Genomic DNA, 19,303 nt, shown 5'->3' on the forward strand with positions numbered 1-19,303 from the left:
CACGCCTTAGAATCCGCTTAGCCAAGGAAAGTTCGGGGGAACAATGGCTTACAGTCCCGTCTTGGCATTGGTGTTCGGCTATCTTCTCGGCTCGATCCCGTTTGGCCTGCTGATCACCCGTGCCGCCGGCCTCGGCGACGTGCGCAACATAGGCTCCGGCAACATCGGCGCCACCAACGTGCTGCGCACCGGCAACAAGAGCTTGGCCGCGGCCACACTTCTGCTCGATGCGCTGAAGGGCACCGCGGCGGTGTTGATCGCAGGCCGCTTTGCGCCCGAACTCGGACTTTGGGCCGGGTTCGGCGCGTTTTTAGGTCATCTCTTTCCGGTCTGGCTCGGCTTCAAGGGCGGCAAGGGCGTCGCCACTTACCTTGGCGTGCTTATCGGCCTTGCCTGGCAGGTGGCGCTGATCTTCGCCGTCGTCTGGCTGGCGGTGGCCATCCTGTTCCGCTTCTCCTCGCTTGCGGCACTGACGGCAGCGGTCGTCGTGCCCGTAGCCCTGTATTTCCTGAGCACGCAGCAGATTGCCGGGCTTTTTGCGGCGATGAGCCTCATCGTCATCGTAAAGCACCGCGCCAACATTGCGCGGCTGCTTGCCGGCACCGAGGGTAAGATCGGGGCCAAGGAGTGAGCGAGCCCGACGCCGGGCCGCGCCTCAGCGACCGGCAGCGGCTGAGCTGGCTTCGTCTGATCCGCACGCCGAATGTCGGCCCGGCTTCCTTTCGCGACCTGATCAACCGGTTCGGTTCGGCCGAAGCAGCGTTATCGATGCTGCCCGAGCTGATGATTTCGGGTGGCGCCAAAAAAGTCGTCCGCATCCCGTCCATTGCGGAGGCCGAGGCCGAGCTGGAGACGGCCCGGCGGGCCGGCGCCCGTTTCGTCGGCATCGGCGAGGCGGATTATCCGCCGCTGATGAAAAGCATGGATCATCCGCCGCCGCTGCTTGCGGTCAAGGGCAATAGCGCGGTGTTCCGCTTGCCAGCGGTCGCCATCGTCGGCGCGCGCAACGCATCGCTGGCCGGCATCAAGATGGCGCGGATGCTGGCGACGGACCTTGGCCGTGACGGCTATGGCATCGTCTCCGGTTTGGCGCGCGGCATCGATACGGCCGCGCACCAGGGCAGCCTTTCGACCGGCACGATCGGCGTGCTCGCCGGCGGCCTCGATTTGCCCTACCCGCCCGAAAATGCCGGCCTGTGCGACGAGATCGCCGAGCGCGGTGGCGCCATCATCTCCGAAATGCCGTTTGGCTGGCAGCCGCGCGCACAGGATTTTCCGCGCCGCAACCGGCTCGTCGCCGGCGCTGCATTGGGATTGGTGGTGGTCGAGGCCGCACAGCGCTCCGGCTCGCTGATCAGCGCCCGGCTGGCGGGCGAGATGGGCCGCCTGGTCTTCGCCGTTCCCGGTTCGCCGCTCGATCCGCGCGCCGCCGGCACCAATGGCCTGCTCAAGGATGGCGCCACCCTTGTGACCGAGGCCGCCGATGTCACCAGTGCGATCGCGCCGCTGGTCGGCGACTGGGCGCCAAGGACATCGCCGCTTGAAGAGCCGCCCGACTTTTCGGCAACACCGCCGCCGCGCGAGGACGACCGCGACCGCGTCGTTGAGGCGCTCGGCCCGACGCCGGTAGCAGTGGACGAGATCATCCGCCACACCGGCCTGCATCCCGCCCAAGTGTTCATGGTGCTGCTGGAGCTCGACCTAGCCGGCCGGCTCGAACGCCATGCCGGCGGCAACGTCTCGCTGATCTGACCGAGAGCTTGCGCATGCCCCGGCAAGCAATTCCGACGTGATCCCGATGGCCGATCCGAGCAACAAACCAAAGCAGACGCTGTTCGCTCGTACGACGACCCTTGTCTGGTCAGCGCTGAGCCTCATGCTGGCGCTGCAATGGTCGATGGATCTCGGCATGCTGGGTTTCCCGACGGCTACATAACGCCCTTCGCAAGAGCGACCAGCACGCTTCTGGGCATTCTGGCGGCAGCCTGCATGGCCCAGGGTCTCTACTTTTTCCTGGCCGGTGTGTTCGGCAGGAAGGTAAGCGCCGTCGGTCTTTGCCTACAAATCCTTGCCGCAGCGGTTCTTACCGTGGTGCCAGTGCTTATCGTGAAGGATTGTCCGCATTCACAGCTATGCAGCAGAGCTTATGAGGCGCTCACCGGCACGATGATGGACGATGGCGCGGGCGGCTAAGGCCACCGCATGCGTTCGGCACGAGGTTTAAGTACAAACTGTTACCCATGTCTCCGGGCCGTACACAATCTGGATTGGTGAGCGCGATGGGATTCGAACCCATGACCTACTGATTAAAAGTCAGTTGCTCTACCGGCTGAGCTACGCGCTCCCGCGGGCTCAGAAAGGCCGCCCTCGAAATTGCGCGGAACATAGGGAGAGTGCCTCTGCCGGTCAACCGGAAAAAGACGGCTCCCAAACCGGACTTTCCTGCTGTGTCATCATGCCGTGCGGTCCGCTTAGGCATTGACGGAACTGCCTCCCTCTGGCGCAAGGCCGAAGCTCGTGCTTTGCGGGACAAGCGCAAGCAACCAATCGGGAGAACCTTTACAGATCAGCAACTTGGGATTTTTGGCGGAACAATTTGCGCAGCCTGCCCGTTTTTCCGCGACAAGGGACACGCGTTTCAAGGAGAAGATCATGAATAGGATCATGTCGGGCCTGCTGGCGACCACCCTTTCGATCTCATTCGCTGCCGCGGAGATCGTGCCAGTCAACGCTCAGCCCAGCTATGCGCCCCCTGCCCAGGGGCTCACCTCGAATGTCCAGACTATCCAGTACGAGCCGTGGCGGAGGCACCGGAATTTCAATCGCGATTTCTCGCGTCGCGATTTCCGCCGCAATTTTTCGCGTGACGACGGCATGTACTGGCGTGGCCATCGCGGCTATCGCTACTACCGTCCGGGCTACCGCCGCCACGGCGACTTCTGGTTCCCGCTGGCCGCGTTTGCTACCGGAGCGCTGATCACCGGCGCGATTGTCAACCAGAATCGTGTCTATCGTGGCGATGCACACGTGCAGTGGTGCTACGACCATTATCGAAGCTATCGTGCCTCCGACAATACGTATCAGCCCAACTACGGTCCGCGTCGGCAGTGCCGGTCGCCTTACTGAGTGTTTGATTAGAGGCTACAAGCCCGCGCCCGAAACGGCGCGGGTTTTTCATGAGTGCGAAGCCGGTGCCATTCCTGCTTATTGCACGCTTAGCGTCCTGCGCACAGCGTGGCGCCAACCGGCCAGCTTGGCGGCACGTGTCGAAGCATCCATGTCCGGCTTGAACCGGCGCTCGAGCACCCAACTCCTGGCGAATTCCCGCGCCTTCGGCCAGACACCGGCCTTCGAGCCGGCCAGCCATGCCGCACCAAGCGCGGTCGTCTCGAGAATTGTCGGCCGGTCGACAGGCGCATCGAGAATGTCGGCCAGCCGCTGCATGGTCCAGTCCGACGCCACCATGCCGCCATCGACCCTGAGCACGGTCTTGACCGAGGCGCCCTTCCAGTCCTTCCGCATGGCGTCAAGCAGATCGCGCGTTTGGAACGCAACGGATTCCAGTGCCGCGCGGGCAAATTCCGCCGGCCCCGAATTGCGGGTCAGCCCGAAGATGGCGCCGCGCGCCTCGGCATCCCAGTGCGGTGCGCCGAGCCCGACGAAAGCCGGCACCAGATAGACGTTCTGCGTCGGATCGGCGTCCGCCGCCAATTTGCCGCTCTGCTCGGCCTTGCCGATCACCTTGATGCCGTCCCGCAGCCACTGCACGGCGGCGCCGGCGATAAAGATCGAGCCCTCCAGTGCATAGGTGGTCTTGCCGTTCAGCCTGTAGGCGATGGTGGTCAAAAGCCGGTTCTTCGAACGCACTAGATCGCTGCCGGTGTTGAGCAGTGCGAAGCAACCGGTGCCGTAGGTAGATTTCATCATGCCTGGCTCGAAACAGGCCTGGCCGATCGCCGCCGCATGCTGGTCGCCGGCCACACCGAGGATTCTGATCTCTGCACCAAACAGGCTTTTGTCTGTGATTCCAAAATCATCGGCACAATCTTTCACCTGCGGCAGCATTCTTGCAGGTATGCCGAGTATGGCCAGCAGCTCGTCATCCCAGGCGTTTTGTTCGATGTTGTAGACCAGTGTGCGCGAGGCATTGGTGGCGTCAGTGGCGTGGACCTTGCCGCCAGTCAGGCGCCAAATCAGGAAACTGTCGATGGTGCCAGCCAGCAGTTCGCACTTCTCGGCGCGTTTTCTGGCGCCCTTCACCTTGTCCAGCATCCAGGCGATCTTGGTGCCGGAGAAATAGGGATCGAGCAGCAGGCCGGTCTTTTTCGTGAACTTCTTCTCCAGCCCCAGCTGCTTCAGTTTCTGGCATAGCGGCGCGGTGCGGCGGTCCTGCCAGACAATCGCGTTGTGGATCGGCTTGCCGGTCTCCTTGTCCCAGATGACGACGGTTTCGCGCTGGTTGGTGATGCCGATCGCGGCGACTTCCGCCGCGTTGCGGCCGGCTGTCTTCAGTGCGGCCTTCACCGTTTCCACGACACTTGCCCATATCTCTTCGGGATCGTGCTCGACCCAGCCGGAGGCCGGATAATATTGGGTGAATTCCTTTTGCCCGCTGCCGACGACCTTCATCTTGTCGTCGAACAGGATCGCCCGGCTCGATGTCGTCCCCTGGTCGATTGCAAGGATATATCCGGTCATTCTCTCTCCCGTCGAAGCGAATTCAAGGTGCAACGGTGTCTCGACGCCAGATGGCGCGGAGCCGTTCACGCAAACAGGGGAGACGGCAACATGCCGCCTCCCCTGAGTATGGCGATGCGGGCGCGAACGCCCGCATCAAACGGTCCTATTGCTGCCAGCTCTTCACCAGCTCGTCGTAGTTGATGGTGACCGGCTTTTCCTTCTCGTTCTCGATCTTGAGCTGAGGAGCGAGATTGCCCTTCTTGACCGCGTCGGCGTTCCAATAGGCGAGGTCATGCTCTTCGGCCATCTTCGGGCCGATATCGCCCTGGACGCCCGACTTCTCGATGCGGCTCATCACCTTTTCCTGCTCGGCGCAGAGCGAGTCCATTGCTTCCTGCGCGCTCTTGGCACCCGACGAAGCATCGCCGATCGCCTGCCACCAGAGCTGTGCCAGCTTCGGATAGTCCGGCACGTTGGTGCCGGTCGGCGACCACTGGACGCGCGCCGGCGAGCGGTAGAACTCGATCAAGCCGCCGAGCTTTGGCGCACGTTCGGTGAAGCTCTTGTCGTGGATCGTGCTCTCGCGGATGAAGGTCAGGCCGACATGGCTCTTCTTCACGTCGACCGTCTTCGAGGTGACGAACTGCGCGTACAGCCAAGCGGCCTTGGCGCGGTCGGTCGGCGTCGACTTCATCAGCGTCCAGGAACCGACGTCCTGATAGCCGAGCTTCATGCCGTCCTTCCAGTAGACGCCATGCGGCGACGGCGCCATGCGCCACTTCGGCGTGCCGTCGTCGTTCAGCACCGCCTTGGCGCTGGCGTCGACCATGCTGGCGGTGAAGGCGGTATACCAGAAGATCTGCTGGGCAACCGCGCCTTGCGCCGGCACCGGCCCTGACTCGGAGAAGGTCATGCCCTGGGCTTCCGCCGGTGCATAGGCCTTCAGCCAATCGAGGTACTTCTGGATGGCGTAGACGGAAGCCGGACCATTGGTGTCGCCGCCGCGCGCCGTGCAGGAACCGACCGGACGCGAATTCTCATCGACCTTGATGCCCCATTCGTCGACGGGCAGACCGTTTGGAATGCCCTTGTCGCCATTGCCGGCCATCGACAGCCAGGCGTCGGTGAACCGCCAGCCGAGCGACGGGTCCTTCTTGCCATAATCCATATGGCCGTAGACCTTCTTGCCATCGATCTCGCGGCCGGTGAAGAACTCGGCGATGTCCTCATAGGCCGACCAATTGACCGGCACGCCGAGGTCGTAGCCGTATTTGGCCTTGAAGTCCGCCTTGTTCTTCTCGTCGTTGAACCAGTCGTAACGGAACCAGTAGAGATTCGCGAACTGCTGGTCGGGAAGCTGGTAGAGTTTCTTGTCGGGCGCGGTGGTGAACGAGGTGCCGATGAAATCCTTCAGGTCGAGATTCGGGTTGGTGACATCCTTGCCGTCGCCTGCCATCCAGTCGGTCAGGTTGCGCACCTGCTGGTAGCGCCAGTGCGTGCCGATCAGATCCGAATCGTTGACCCAGCCGTCATAGAGGTTCTGGCCGGTCTGCATCTGGGTCTGGATCTTCTCGACGACGTCGCCTTCCTGGATGACGTCATGCGTAACCTTGATGCCGGTGATGGCCGTAAAGGCCGGCGCGAGCACCTGCGATTCATACTGATGCGTGGCGATGGTTTCGGAAACCACCTTGATATCCATGCCGGCGAAAGGTTTCGCGGCATCGATGAACCATTGCATCTCGGCTTCCTGGTCGGCGCGCGAAAGCGTCGAAAGGGGCCCGATTTCCTTATCGAGGAAGGCCTTGGCCTCGTCCATTCCGGCATAGGCATTGCTTGCCCCGAGCAACAGGACAAGCGCAGTTGTTGATGTCAAGAATTGCCGTCGCATGTATTTCCTCCACTGTTAAAGTTCAAAGTGCGATCTGGATCGGCGGCCGGCACGCCGCCGTTCCAACAGTTTCCCCCTCTATACGTAGCGGAACACGCCGACGGCGTAGACCACGGAGAGAGCGAGAGCCCACCACAGATTGGGTCCGACTAGACCCAGCCAAGCGAGATGGATAAAGGCGCTGCCAAGCAGCGACAGGAACAGGCGGTCGCCGCGTGTCGTTTCGAAGCGCAGCACGCCGACGCGCGGATTGCCGCCCGGCGAGACGTATTCCCACACCGCCATGCCGCAAAGCAGCAGAAAGATGGTTCCAAAGAAGGCCGCGGTCGGCCACGTCCAGGCCATCCACGAAAAATCGAGATTGGACGAGAGGTTAAATCCCCACAGGCGGATATTGGCCGGATCGCTGAAGCCTACCGTTATTGCCACGAAATCGATTTGAAGTGCCACCCAGGCCACGACGACCAGGGCGAGAAACAGCACGGCCCACCACCATGGGCTTCTGTCGACCTGCTCCATCATACCCTCCCCAGGGCAAAGCCCTTGGCGATGTAGTTGCGCACAAACCAGATGACGAGCGCGCCCGGGATCAGCGTCAGCACGCCGGCTGCGGCGAGCAGCCCCCAATCCATGCCGGCGGCCGAAACGGTGCGGGTCATGGTCGCGGCGATCGGCTTGGCGTCCGTGGTCGTCAGCGTGCGGGCGATCAGCAGCTCGACCCACGAGAACATGAAGCAGAAGAAGCACGCCACGCCGATGCCGCTCGCAATCAGCGGCATGAAGATCTTGATGAAGAAGCGCGGGAACGAATAGCCGTCGATATAGGCGGTCTCATCGATCTCCTTGGGCACGCCCGACATGAAACCTTCTAGGATCCACACCGCCAGCGGCACGTTGAACAGGCAATGCGCCAGAGCCACGGCGATATGGGTATCGATAAGGCCGAAGGCCGAATAAAGCTGGAAGAATGGCAGCGCGAACACCGCCGGCGGCGCCATGCGGTTGGTCAGCAGCCAGAAGAACAGGTGCTTGTCGCCGAGGAAGCGATAGCGCGAAAAGGCATAGGCAGCAGGCAGTGCCGCAGCCACCGAAATCACCATGTTCATAACCACATAGGTGATCGAGTTGATGTAGCCAGAATACCAGGACGCGTCGGTGAAGATGGTGCGGTAATTCGCCAATGTCGGCGCGTGCGGGTAGAGCGTCAGCGACGAGACGATCTCGCCATTGGTCTTGAAGCTCATATTGATGAGCCAGTAGATCGGCAAAAGCAGAACGACGATGTAGAGCGTCGGCACGATCCACCACCAGCGCGACTCCTCGCCGCGACGGCGCATCAGCCGTGCGATCTCGTCCTGCCGCAGCGCGCTGGCGAGCCCTTCCGAAGCCGTCGTCTCGCTCACCCTATCGGCTCTCTCTTCGGTGCGGCTCATCTCAACGCTCCGCGTCGTAATTGGTCATCACGGTGTAGAACACCCACGACAACAGCAGGACGATAAGGAAGTAGACCAGCGACATCGCCGCCGCCGGGCCGAGGTCGAACTGGCCGAGCGCCGTCTTGACGAGATCGATCGAAAGAAAGGTCGTCGAGTTGCCGGGTCCGCCGCCGGTCACCACGAACGGTTCGGTGTAGATCATGAAGCTATCCATAAAGCGCAGCAGCACGGCGATCAGCAGCACGCGGTTCATCTTCGGCAGCTGGATGTAACGGAACACCGCCCAGCGTGAGGCGCCGTCGATCTTGGCCGCCTGATAAAAGGCATCCGGGATCGAGACCAGGCCGGCGTAGCAGAGCAGAACGACGAGGCTGGTCCAATGCCAGACGTCCATGATGATGACCGTGACCCAGGCGTCATAAGGGTCTTGCACATAATTATAGTCGATGCCGAGCGCGTTGACGTAATAGCCGAGCAGGCCAATGTCGTTGCGCCCGAACACCTGCCAGATGGTGCCGACGACGTTCCATGGGATCAGCAGCGGCAACGCCATCAAAACAAGGCAAACAGGCACGCCCCAACCCTTCTTCGGCATATTGAGCGCAATGAAGATGCCGAGCGGCACTTCGATCGCCAGGATGATGAAGGAGAAGACAAGGTTGCGGATCATCGCCTGCCAGAAGCGACTGGAGGAAAGCAGTTCCTCGAACCACTCGGTGCCGGCCCAGAAGAAGACATTATTGCCGAAAGTGTCCTGCACCGAATAATTGACGACCGTCATCAGCGGTATGACCGCCGAGAACGCCACCAGCAGCAGCACCGGCAGCACCAGGAACCAGGCTCTGTTGTTCCAGGTCTTTTCCACTTCAGGCTCCCATCTCGACGCGCCAGGAATCGGCATAGATGTTGATGCCGGCCGGGTCGAACCGCACCTTCGGATCGGCCGGAACTGTCTCGTCCTCGCCGATGACGGCGGCGATCTCGCGCCCTTCGAGATTGGCACGGACCACCTTGTGGCGGCCGACGTCCTCGACCTTGCTGACCCGGACGGCCATGCCTTGGCTGCCCAGGCGCACATATTCGGGACGGATGCCGAGCTCGATGGCGCCGCCGCCCGCCTTGGGCACGCCCGGCAGTTCGATCTGCTGCGAGCCCAGCTTCGCGGTCTTGCCGTCGATCGCCACCGGCATGACATTCATGCCGGGCGAGCCGATGAAATAGCCGACAAAGGTGTGGCGCGGGCGCTCGAACAGCTCCGCCGGTGTGCCGATCTGCACGATTTCGCCGTCATACATGACGACCACCCTGTCGGCGAAGGTCAACGCCTCGGTCTGGTCGTGCGTGACATAGACCATGGTGTAGCCGAAGCGGCGGTGAAGCTGCTTCAACTGCGAGCGCAGCACCCATTTCATATGCGGGTCGATGACGGTCAAAGGTTCGTCGAACAGGATGGCATTGACGTCGGACCGCACCAGCCCGCGTCCGAGCGAGATTTTCTGCTTCTGGTCGGCGGTCAGTCCGCGCGCCTTTCGTTTGGCCATGTCGGCCAGCCCGGTCATCTCCAGCGTCTCGCGCACCTTGCGGTCGACGTCGGCCTCCGGCACGCCGCGATTGCGCAGCGGGAATGCCAGATTGTCGTAGACGGTCATCGTGTCGTAGATCACCGGGAACTGGAAGACCTGGGCAATGTTGCGCTCTTGGGTCGACAGATTGGTCACGTCCCTGCCGTTGAACAGCAGCTGGCCATGCGAGGGATGCAGCAATCCCGAAATGATGTTGAGCAGCGTGGTCTTGCCGCAGCCGGACGGGCCGAGCAGGGCATAAGCACCGCCATCCTCGAACGTGTGGTGCACTTCCTTCAGCGCGAAATCGGCATCCGTGCGCGGGTTCTGCAGATAGGAGTGGCGGATATGATTGACGTCGATGCGCGCCATCGCTTCCTCCTAAGCCGCCAGCTTCGGCGCGGCCACGGCGCGGCCGTGCTCGTCGAAGACCATGATGTGGCGCGGGTCGATGAACACCTCGACTTCCTCGTCCGGCTCGAAGTCGCGAATGCCGTGGGTCAGCATGACCCAGCGGGCATCGGCAAAATCGAGATGGATGAAGCTTTCCGATCCCGTGATCTCGGTGATCGTCACCTTTGCGCGCACCGGCACTGCGGCGGCGTTGGGCCGATCGAGGGAAAGATGATGGGGCTGGAAGCCGATCGTATAGATCGCATCGGCAATGCCGAAGAGCTCGGCCGGCACCGGCAATTTCACGCCTCCCTCGAGCAGGAAATCCAGGCTCTTCTTGGCAAGCACGATGGTGTTGAGCGGCGGATCGGCGAAGGTTCTCGCCGTCACCAGATCGACCGGCTTGCGGAACACTTCGATGGTCGGCCCGAACTGGGTGATGCTGCCCTCGGAAAGCGTCGCCGTGTTGCCGCCGAGCAGCAAGGCCTCGTGCGGCTCGGTCGTGGCATAAACGAAGATTGTGCCGGCGGCCGCGAAGACTTTCGGCAGTTCCGCGCGTAATTCTTCGCGCAGCTTGTAGTCGAGATTGGCAAGCGGCTCGTCGAGCAGCACGAGGCTGGCATTCTTGACGATGGCGCGGGCCAGCGCGGTGCGCTGCTGCTGGCCGCCCGACAGACTGAGAGGCGTCCGATCGAGATAGGGCGTGAGTTTGAGAAGGGCGGCGGCATTGCGCACCTCCCTGTCGATCGTTGCCTGATCCGTGCCGGCCACCCGCAGCGGCGAGGCGATGTTCTCGTAGACCGTCATCGCCGGATAATTGATGAATTGCTGGTAGACCATGGCGACGTTGCGCTTTTGCACCGGCATGCCGGTGACATCCTTGCCATCGAACCAGACCGAGCCGGAGGTCGGCACGTCGAGGCCCGCCATCAGCCGCATCAGGCTGGTCTTGCCGGAGAGCGTCGGCCCGAGCAGGACGTTGAGCGAGCCGTGCTGAAGCGTCATTGAGACGTCGCGGATATGTTCCGCCGCACCCACCGTCTTCGTCACGTTTCTCAGTTCAAGCATGATGCCTCCTCCCAGGCTTTCTGCATCAGTCGGCCGTCCCTATTCGGCAGCCGCTACGTGCTGCCGGCTTATTCCGCGCATGAACTCGTCGAGCACTGCCGCCTGCTCACGGCTGAGACGCAGGCCGCGCTTGGTCCGGCGCCACAATACATCCTCGGCAGTCATCGCCCATTCGTTTTCGACGAGGTAGCGCACCTCGGCTTCGTAGAGATCGGCGCCGAAGTTGCGGCCAAGATCGACGTTCGACTTAGCGAGGCCCAGCAGCTTCCTTGTGCGGGTGCCGTAGAGCCGGGTCAACCGGCGGGCCAGCCGCGCATCGAGGAACGGGTATGCCGTTTTCAGTTTCGCCACCTCGGCATCGAAGCCGGTGACGGGAAAGTCACCGCCGGGCAGCGGCGCGTTTGCCGTCCATGGCTTCCCGCGCTTGCCGAGAAAACCCTCGATCTTCTCAAGCATTGATTCCGACAATCGGCGGTAGGTCGTGATCTTGCCGCCAAAGGCGTTGACGATCGGGGCGGCACCCTCGCCTCCATCGGCCTTCAGCACATAGTCTCGGGTAGCTTCCTGCGCCTTTGAGGCGCCATCGTCGTAGAGCGGCCGCACCGCGGAATAGGTCCAGACAATATCCGACGGCTTGACCGGCTGCGCGAAATATTCGCTTGCCGCAGCGCAGAGATAGTCGATCTCGGCGTCACTGATCCTGACGTTGTGCGGATCGCCGGGATAGTCCCGATCGGTGGTGCCGATGAGCGTGAATTCGTCCTCGTAAGGGATGGCGAAAATGATGCGCCCGTCCTTGTTCTGAAAGAAATATGCGCGTGGGTCGTCGAATTTCTTGCCAACGACGATGTGGCTGCCTTGTACGAGGCGGACATTGTGCACGTCGTTCAAGCCCACGGTGGCCGACAGCACCTGATCGACCCACGGGCCGGCGGCATTGACCAGCAGCCGCGCCTTGACCTCCTCGGTATCGCCGGTCCGCACATTTTCAAGCCTGACCGTCCAGAGATTGCCTTCGCGGCGTGCGCTGACGACCTTTGTTCGGGTTCGAATGGTTGCGCCGCGCTCGGCAGCGTCACGGGCGTTCAACACAACCAGCCGGGCATCGTTGACCCAACCGTCCGAATATTCGAACGCCTTTCGAAACAGCGGCTTCAGCGGCTTGCCGGCCGGATCCTTGGCCATGTCCAGCGTTTTCGTCGGCGGCAGCAATTTGCGCCCGCCAATATGGTCGTAGAGGAAAAGCCCGAGCCGGATCAGCCAGGCCGGACGCAGCCCCTTGGCGTATGGCAGCACGAAGCGCATCGGCCAGATGATGTGCGGCGCGTTCCTCCACAGGACCTCGCGTTCCATCAGCGCTTCGCGTACCAGGCGGAATTCGTAGAATTCGAGATAGCGCAAGCCGCCATGGATCAGTTTAGTTGAGCCGGAAGAGGTCCCGCTGGCCAGATCGTTCATCTCGGCAAGAAAGACCGAAAAGCCACGTCCAACAGCATCGCGGGCGATGCCGCAGCCATTGATGCCGCCACCGATGACGAAAATGTCATGAATCGGTGATGCGCTCAAAGAATCCTCCCTCGATTTCGCATTGCAGCATATTTGGGATCTTGCGAAACCGTAGCGGAATTATTTCGAAATGATAACGAATGTCAAACGAAATATATTGGGCGGAAGATGCCGCGACGGCATCTCTAGGAGAGCGACGTTTCGATCAGCTGAACTTCTGCCTCCTGGCAGATCTTACGCACCGACGGGATGTCGCAACGATCGGTGATAAAGGTGTTGACCTGCGACAGATGGCCGATGCGGACGGGCGCGGTTCGCTCGAATTTGGTCTGGTCCGACACCAGGATCACATGCCGGGCGTTGGCGATGATCGCCTGGGCCACCTTCACCTCGCGAAAATCGAAGTCGAGCAGTGCGCCGTCATGGTCGATGGCCGAGGCGCCGATCACCGCAAAATCAACTTTGAACTGCCTGATGAAATCGACCGCCGCCTCGCCGACCACACCGCCGTCGGAACCGCGCACGACACCGCCGGCGATCACCACCTCGATCGAAGGATATATGCGCATCCTGTTGGCGACATTGATGTTATTGGTGATGACCATCAGGCCGCTGTGATCGAGCAGCGACTTGCTGACAGCTTCCGTCGTTGTCCCGATATTGATGAACAGAGACGCGTTGTCAGGGATCAGCCGGGCTGCTGCGCGACCGATCGCCTCCTTCTCCTCGGCGGCGATCTTACGCCGAGCCTCATATTCCATGTTCTCGATGCCGGACGGGAATAACGCCCCGCCATGGATGCGGGACAAAAGCCGCTGGTCGCAGAGATCGTTGAGATCCTTGCGGATCGTTTGCGGCGTCACGTTGAAATGCGTCGCCAACTCCTCGACCAGTACGCGGCCATGGTCCTTGGCCATCTGGATGATTTCGGAATGACGCGGCGACAGATACATCTAGCAACCTCTCATTTTCGTTTTTCTCGTCTATAGCTGAAAACGAAAGCCATGAACAGGTATGAGCCGGCTAATGAAAATCGGGCGACTGCAGAGAGAAAAGCTCCGGCGCTATCTCGACGAGGCTATCAACTCAGGCCCCGCGCGATCTCAGTGATGACCTCGAAAGCAGTGTCGACGTCCGCCGCAGTCGTTTCGAACTGCCCGACCTGAAACCGGATCGCCACCTGCCCGTCCACCCGGGTCTGCGTCAGGTAGATGCGGCCGTCATCGTTGATCGCGCTGACCAGTCGCAAATTGTGCTCGTCAAGGTCGATTCCCGCAGCCGCGAGATGGCGGAATGAGAATAGCGACAGCATCGGTTCCGTGACGATCTCGAAATCCGGTTCCCGAGCCAGCCGCGCGGCGAGGCTCTCGCTCCAGGCGACATGGTTGCGGATCATGTTCCGCAGATTTTCCAAGCCATGCGCACGCAGCAGGAACCAAAGTTTCAGCGCGCGGAATCTTCGGCCGAGCGGCACCGACCATTCGGAGTAGTTGATGACCCCGTCGCGGCCATGCGTCTTGAGGAATTCGGGCTTGATCGCCAGCGTGCGCACGAGGTCTTCCGGCTGGCGGATGAATTGCATCGAGCAATCGAACTGTGCGCCTAGCCATTTGTGCGGATTGAAGACGATCGAATCCGCATGTTCGGCGCCGGCCCAGAAATGCCGGAACTCGGGGCAGATCATGGCGGAGCCGGCCCATGCGGCATCGACATGCAGGTAGAGCCCGTGCCGCTTCGCCACCGCGGCAACAGCCGCGACATCGTCGGTGCCGCCGGTACTGGTGCCGCCGACGCTGGCGATAATGCCGGCCGGCAGCATGCCGTTTTCGCGGTCGGCGACGATCGCCGCTTCCAGAGCCGCCGTCTCCATAGCGCGGAAGCGTCCCGCGACCGGAATGCGCACGAGGTTCGCCTCCCCGATGCCCGACACCCAGATCGCCCGGTCGATGGAAGTATGGACTTGGTCGGAAGAATAGACCCGCACCACCGACTGGCCTTGCAGGCCGCTCTTGTTGCCTTGCCAGTCGAGCGCGCGCTCGCGCATGGTCAGCACGGCGGCAAGCGTCGCCGATGAAGCCGAATCCTGCATGACGCCGGAAAATCCCTCCGGCAAACCAAGCGCCTGCCGCATCCAGTCGACGACCCGCGTCTCGAGCTCGGTTGCCGCCGGCGAGGTCTGCCAGAGCATGCATTGCGCAGCCATCGCGGAAACCAGATACTCGGCCACGACGGAGACCGGTGCCGCATTGGCGGGGAAATAGGCGAAGAAACGCGGATGCTGCCAGTGCGTCATGCCTGGCAGGATCTTTTGCTTGAAATCGGCGAAAATTGCCTGCATCGTTTCACCGTCTTCCGGCGGCGCGGCATCGATGCTTTTGAAGATTTCGCCGGGCTCGACAAGCGGCCGCACCGGTCTCTCCCGAAGGCTGTTTCTGTAGTCGACGCCCCATTCAGCCGCTCGCAGCGACCATTCGCGGAATTCGTCGCTATTCATCTTCGCCTCCGTAGCGCCTCATCGAGCCGCCATCAAAGAGCACGAAAAACGTAGGTTTTCATTCGGGAAAATCAGGCAAACTGGCAAAGGCGGTCTTCAGCGCGTTCGACCAGCTATCCGAGATCGTGCGATAATATTGATCGTCCTGGGTTATTCGCTTTTTGAGGCCGACCTTGAAAGTGTCCTTTTCATAGAACAGCAGGTCGAGCGGCAGGCCGACCGACAGGTTCGACTTCAGCGTCGAGTCGAACGACACCAGCAGCAACTTCACCGTCTCGGCGAAACTCATCGTCTTTTCATAAGCGCGGATAATGATCGGCTTGCCGTATTTGGTCTCACCGATCTGGAAGAACGGCGTGTCGTCGGTGGATTCGATGAAATTGCCTTCCGGATAGATCATGAACAGGCGCGGCGCGCTGCCCTTGATCTGACCGCCGAGGATGAAGGAGGCGTTGAAGTAGGAATCCGCCTTTTCGCCAGCCGGCGACGAGCTGGCGATGACCTCCTTGACGGTGTCTCCGACCAACCGCACTGTCTGGTACATGGAAGGCGTTTCGAGCAGCGTGGCACGGCGCTCCGCCACGGCCTTGGTGCGTTCGTCGAGCAGGCTGACCACGGCCTGGGTCGTCGCCAGATTGCCGGCCGACATCAAAACAATGACGCGCTCGCCCGGCTCTTCCCAGACATGCATCTTCCTGAAGGTCGAGATCGAATCCATGCCGGCATTGGTGCGCGTGTCCGACATGAACACGAGCCCGCGATCGATCTTCAGGCCGACGCAATAGGTCATCGAATCTCTTTGGCAACAATCTTGCCGGGGATTACTGCTCCACGGTGACGGTGACCGCAAGCTGTTCTTCCGCCTGTCCCTGCCGAATTCCCGACACCGGCGTGGCGTCGCGATAGTCGCGGCCGGTCGCCACCTTCACATAACGCTCGTCGGGAGAAATGCCGTTGGCGACATCGAAGGCGACCCAGCCGAGGCCCGAGACATGCGCTTCTGCCCAGGCATGGCTTGCCGCTTGCTCGATCGCTGCATCCATCATCAGATAACCGCTGATATAGCGCGCCGGGAAATCCATGGCACGCGCCGCGGCAACGAAGATATGGCTGTGGTCCTGGCAAACGCCGGTCTTGAGCGCCAGGGCCTCTTCGGCCGGCGTCGTCGCGTTGGTGGTGCCGGGTATATAAGCGACACGCTCGCCGATTACGGCCATTAGCCGGTGCAGCCTCTCAATGTCGGTGCCCTTGCCCACCGAGGCAGCAAGCTCACGAATGCCGCTGCCGATCGTCGTCAGCGGCGTTTCCTGGCCGAACAGCCAGAGCGGCGCGAAACCCTGGTGCGGTCCGCAGACGCCGGCAGTGTCGCGCGTCACCACTTCGCCGGCAGCTTCGACGGTGATGAAGTCGCGCTCGCCCTCGACGCTCAACAGCCGGGTATCATTGCCGAAATGGTCGGTGAAACGCACTTCCTCGCGTGCGCCTTCAATCTTCAGCGCCCAGGACAGTACCGTCTGGGTGCGCCCGTTCACCGGGAGCAGCCGCAAACGCTGCAACAAATAATGCACCGGCGCATCGTAGCGGTATTCGGTCCGGTGGGTGATCTTCAGCCGCATCGCACTCGTCCCTGGAGCATGAGCTTTTCCGAAAACCGGTCTCCGCTTTTTGGGGTCATGCTCAATAGAACCTGTAATCCTGCGCGATCTCGTCGCCGAGCCTCGTGTTGTCGCGGATGAAATTGGCCAGGAATTCATGCAGGCCGGCGTCGAAAATATCCTTGATCGACCCGGCCGTCAGCATGGCCTGGGTCTTGGCAGCCGTTGCATGACAGGCGTGGCGCTCCCCATAATCGTCACCGAGGAATTTGAGATGCTCCGTCAGGAAGCGGTAGCAAAAGGTCAGCGAGCGCGGCATGCGGACGTTGAGGATCAGATAATCGGCGATGTTGCTCGGTTTGTAGTCGGCATCATAGACCCAGCGATAGGAACGGTGCGCCGACACCGAGCGCAAGATCGATTCCCACTGGTAGTTGTCGAGCGTCGAGCCGACCCAGGAGATCGACGGCAACAGCACGTAGTATTTCACATCCAGGATGCGCGCGGTGTTGTCGGCGCGTTCGACATACGTGCCGAGCTGCGAAAAATCGAAAATCTCGTTGCGCAGCATCGTACCGTAGAACGATCCGCGAATCAGCGCCGTCTCGCGTTTGATTGCGTCGAGCGCGTTGGGCAGGTCGCGCTCGTCGATCGGCTTGGCCAGCATCCGCTTCAGCGACATCCAGGCTTCGTTGATGCTTTCCCAGGTTTCACGCGTCAGTGCGGTACGCACCATGCGGGCATTGTTACGGGCCGTTTCGATAGACGACATCGTGCTCGACGGGTTCGATGTATCGCGCAGCAGATAATCGGCGACATTGGCGGCGGTGTAGTCAGAATATTTCTGCGTGAAGGTGGTGTCCGAACCGGCGCTGAGCAGCACCGAATTCCACTCCTCCGAAGCGTTCTGAGTTCGAGTCAGCGCCATGCGCAGGCCGGCATCCACCAGCCGCGCCATGTTTTCCGCCCGCTCGATATAGCGGTTCATCCAGTAAAGCCCGTTGGCGGTGCGGCCGAGAAGCATGTCAGGCGGTCCTGCGGTGAATAGTGAATGGTGAATAGTGAATGGTGACTGTCCAGATTCCAGGGCACGATGCCGCGTGCTTCACTTCGGGGTATTTCACCAACATCAACGACACATACCCTTATCTATTCACTATTCACTCACTCTAATCGTCCAACACCCACGTATCCTTCGTGCCGCCGCCTTGCGAGGAATTGACGACTAGCGAGCCTTCCTTGAGCGCTACTCGGGTCAGCCCGCCGGGCACGATCTGAATACGGTCGGAAACCAGAACATAGGGGCGCAGATCGACATGGCGCGGCGCCAGCCCCTTGTCCGTCAGGATCGGGCAGGTCGACAGTGCCAGCGTCGGCTGGGCGATGTAGTTCGACGGTTTTGCCGCGAGCTTTTTGGAAAACTCCTCGCATTCCTTCTTAGTCGCCGCCGGACCGACCAGCATGCCGTAACCGCCGGACCCATGGACTTCCTTGATCACCAATTCGTCGATGTGTTCGAGCACGTATTTCAGGCTGTCCGGCTCCGAGCAGCGCCAGGTCGGGATGTTGCCGAGCATCGCCTTGCGGCCGGTGTAGAATTCGACGATCTCGGGCATGTAGGAATAGATCGCCTTGTCGTCGGCGATGCCGGTTCCCGGCGCATTGGCGATCGTGATATTGCCGGCGCGGTAGACGTCCATAATGCCCGGCACGCCAAGTGCCGAGTCGGGGCGAAAGGTCAGCGGATCGAGAAACGAATCGTCGACACGCCGGTAGAGTACATCGATCTGCTTGTAGCCCTCGGTCGTGCGCATCGCGACATGGCCATCGACGACGCGCAGATCCTGTCCTTCAACAAGCTGCACGCCCATCTGGTCGGCAAGGAAGGCATGTTCGAAATAGGCTGAGTTGAAGCTGCCCGGCGTCAGCACGGCAATGGTCGGCGCGCCCTTGGTGCTTTGCGGCCGCACTGCCGCCAGCGACTGGCGCAAGAGCTGCGGATAATTCTCCACCGGCCGGACCTTGATCTGCTGGAACAGCTCGGGAAAGAGCTGCATCATCGTCTCTCGGTTCTCCAGCATGTAAGAGACGCCGGACGGCGTGCGCGCATTGTCCTCCAGCACGTAGAACTCGTTCTCGCTGATGCGCACGATGTCGACGCCGATGATGTGGGTATAGACGCCGGCCGGCGGCCGCACCCCAATCATCTCGGGCAGGAACGCCTCGTTCCTGGCGATCAACTCCTTCGGCACGCGGCCGGCGCGCAAGATCTCCTGGCGATGGTAGATGTCGTCGAGAAAGGCGTTCAGCGCCTGGACGCGCTGCTCGATGCCTTGCGTTAGCCGTCGCCATTCATTGCCCGAAATGATGCGCGGAACGATATCGAAGGGTATCAGCCGCTCCGATGCTTCCTGCTCGCCATAGACGGCGAAAGTGATGCCTGTCTTGCGAAAGACGCGTTCGGCGTCCTGCATCTTCTCGGTAAGCCTGGCCGGGTCCTGTTCCTTCAGCCAGCGATCGTAAGCCGAATACGGTTTTCTCAGCCCGGAAACTTCCGGAAGCATTTCGTCGAACGCTGCCAATCGCATACTCCCCTGTGGCGCCATTTCACTGGCCTCGCTGGAGAAAATCAAGCGCAATCGGTGATTTGTTGGGCGCCGGCGATCAGTATATCGCTC

General features: G+C 61.3%; 18 protein-coding genes and 1 tRNA gene. 4 read left to right on the top strand and 15 right to left on the bottom strand.

The features are described 5' to 3' along the window. The first annotated feature begins 43 nt into the window (after positions 1–43). The 3 genes from plsY to NKG60_RS09870 all read left to right on the top strand — a co-directional run bounded on the left by plsY (position 44) and on the right by NKG60_RS09870 (position 2,193). A complete protein-coding gene (gene plsY, locus NKG60_RS09860; protein ID WP_352666564.1) occupies positions 44–631 on the top strand; it encodes a glycerol-3-phosphate 1-O-acyltransferase PlsY in 588 nt (195 codons plus the stop codon). Continuing rightward, positions 628–1,752: a DNA-processing protein DprA gene (dprA, locus tag NKG60_RS09865; RefSeq protein ID WP_352864977.1), complete on the top strand. Its 1,125-nt coding sequence runs from the start codon at positions 628–630 to the stop codon at positions 1,750–1,752. Before plsY ends, dprA begins: the two co-directional genes overlap by 4 nt. 138 nt (positions 1,753–1,890) lie before the next feature. After that, the gene (locus NKG60_RS09870; protein ID WP_352666562.1) at positions 1,891–2,193 is read left to right on the top strand and encodes a hypothetical protein; all 303 of its coding nucleotides are present in this window, start codon (positions 1,891–1,893) and stop codon (positions 2,191–2,193) included. Positions 2,194–2,268: 75 nt separating this feature from the next. Here the strand turns inward: NKG60_RS09870 and NKG60_RS09875 are convergent. Then, positions 2,269–2,344, bottom strand: a tRNA-Lys gene (locus NKG60_RS09875). Between the two features lie 308 nt (positions 2,345–2,652). Here NKG60_RS09875 and NKG60_RS09880 point away from each other — a divergent pair. Further along, complete coding sequence (locus NKG60_RS09880; protein ID WP_352666561.1) at positions 2,653–3,126, top strand: BA14K family protein; 474 nt, start codon at positions 2,653–2,655, stop codon at positions 3,124–3,126. A gap of 78 nt (positions 3,127–3,204) precedes the next feature. Here NKG60_RS09880 and glpK read toward each other — a convergent pair whose 3' ends face one another. The 14 genes from glpK to NKG60_RS09950 form a co-directional block, all read right to left on the bottom strand. Next, positions 3,205–4,698 carry a glycerol kinase GlpK gene (gene glpK, locus NKG60_RS09885; protein ID WP_352666559.1) on the bottom strand — a complete coding sequence of 498 codons (1,494 nt, stop codon included), beginning with the start codon at positions 4,696–4,698 and terminating at the stop codon, positions 3,205–3,207. A 145-nt stretch (positions 4,699–4,843) separates the two neighbouring features. Continuing rightward, the gene (locus NKG60_RS09890; protein ID WP_352471681.1) at positions 4,844–6,571 is read right to left on the bottom strand and encodes an ABC transporter substrate-binding protein; all 1,728 of its coding nucleotides are present in this window, start codon (positions 6,569–6,571) and stop codon (positions 4,844–4,846) included. Between the two features lie 78 nt (positions 6,572–6,649). Continuing rightward, positions 6,650–6,916 carry a DUF2160 domain-containing protein gene (locus NKG60_RS09895; protein WP_031193610.1) on the bottom strand — a complete coding sequence of 89 codons (267 nt, stop codon included), beginning with the start codon at positions 6,914–6,916 and terminating at the stop codon, positions 6,650–6,652. Positions 6,917–7,089: 173 nt separating this feature from the next. Further along, the gene (locus tag NKG60_RS09900) at positions 7,090–8,004 is read right to left on the bottom strand and encodes a carbohydrate ABC transporter permease (RefSeq protein WP_352666557.1); all 915 of its coding nucleotides are present in this window, start codon (positions 8,002–8,004) and stop codon (positions 7,090–7,092) included. Between the two features lies 1 nt (position 8,005). Continuing rightward, positions 8,006–8,872 (bottom strand): carbohydrate ABC transporter permease, encoded by an 867-nt coding sequence (locus tag NKG60_RS09905; RefSeq protein WP_023674893.1) that lies wholly within the window; start codon positions 8,870–8,872, stop codon positions 8,006–8,008. A 1-nt stretch (position 8,873) separates the two neighbouring features. Continuing rightward, entirely contained in the window at positions 8,874–9,941 is a 1,068-nt protein-coding gene (locus tag NKG60_RS09910; RefSeq protein ID WP_352455722.1) for an ABC transporter ATP-binding protein, read from the bottom strand. 9 nt (positions 9,942–9,950) lie between these two features. Further along, positions 9,951–11,030 carry an ABC transporter ATP-binding protein gene (locus tag NKG60_RS09915; RefSeq protein WP_352666556.1) on the bottom strand — a complete coding sequence of 360 codons (1,080 nt, stop codon included), beginning with the start codon at positions 11,028–11,030 and terminating at the stop codon, positions 9,951–9,953. Between the two features lie 39 nt (positions 11,031–11,069). Next, the gene (glpD, locus tag NKG60_RS09920; protein WP_352666554.1) at positions 11,070–12,596 is read right to left on the bottom strand and encodes a glycerol-3-phosphate dehydrogenase; all 1,527 of its coding nucleotides are present in this window, start codon (positions 12,594–12,596) and stop codon (positions 11,070–11,072) included. Positions 12,597–12,721: 125 nt separating this feature from the next. After that, positions 12,722–13,489 (bottom strand): DeoR/GlpR family DNA-binding transcription regulator, encoded by a 768-nt coding sequence (locus tag NKG60_RS09925; protein ID WP_023674889.1) that lies wholly within the window; start codon positions 13,487–13,489, stop codon positions 12,722–12,724. Between the two features lie 128 nt (positions 13,490–13,617). Further along, positions 13,618–15,030, bottom strand: coding sequence for a pyridoxal phosphate-dependent decarboxylase family protein (locus NKG60_RS09930; protein ID WP_352666552.1), 1,413 nt, complete (start codon positions 15,028–15,030; stop codon positions 13,618–13,620). Positions 15,031–15,088: 58 nt separating this feature from the next. Beyond that, positions 15,089–15,820, bottom strand: coding sequence for a proteasome-type protease (locus NKG60_RS09935; RefSeq protein WP_352448780.1), 732 nt, complete (start codon positions 15,818–15,820; stop codon positions 15,089–15,091). Positions 15,821–15,851: 31 nt separating this feature from the next. Further along, on the bottom strand, positions 15,852–16,646 hold the full coding sequence (locus tag NKG60_RS09940; protein WP_352666549.1) for a transglutaminase family protein: 795 nt from the start codon (positions 16,644–16,646) through the stop codon (positions 15,852–15,854). Positions 16,647–16,707: 61 nt separating this feature from the next. Next, entirely contained in the window at positions 16,708–17,649 is a 942-nt protein-coding gene (locus tag NKG60_RS09945; RefSeq protein WP_352666548.1) for an alpha-E domain-containing protein, read from the bottom strand. A 145-nt stretch (positions 17,650–17,794) separates the two neighbouring features. Further along, entirely contained in the window at positions 17,795–19,207 is a 1,413-nt protein-coding gene (locus tag NKG60_RS09950; RefSeq protein WP_352666547.1) for a circularly permuted type 2 ATP-grasp protein, read from the bottom strand. Between the last annotated feature and the right edge of the window lie 96 nt (positions 19,208–19,303).

Source organism: Mesorhizobium sp. M1428 (assembly GCF_040317515.1).
Lineage (GTDB): Bacteria > Pseudomonadota > Alphaproteobacteria > Rhizobiales > Rhizobiaceae > Mesorhizobium.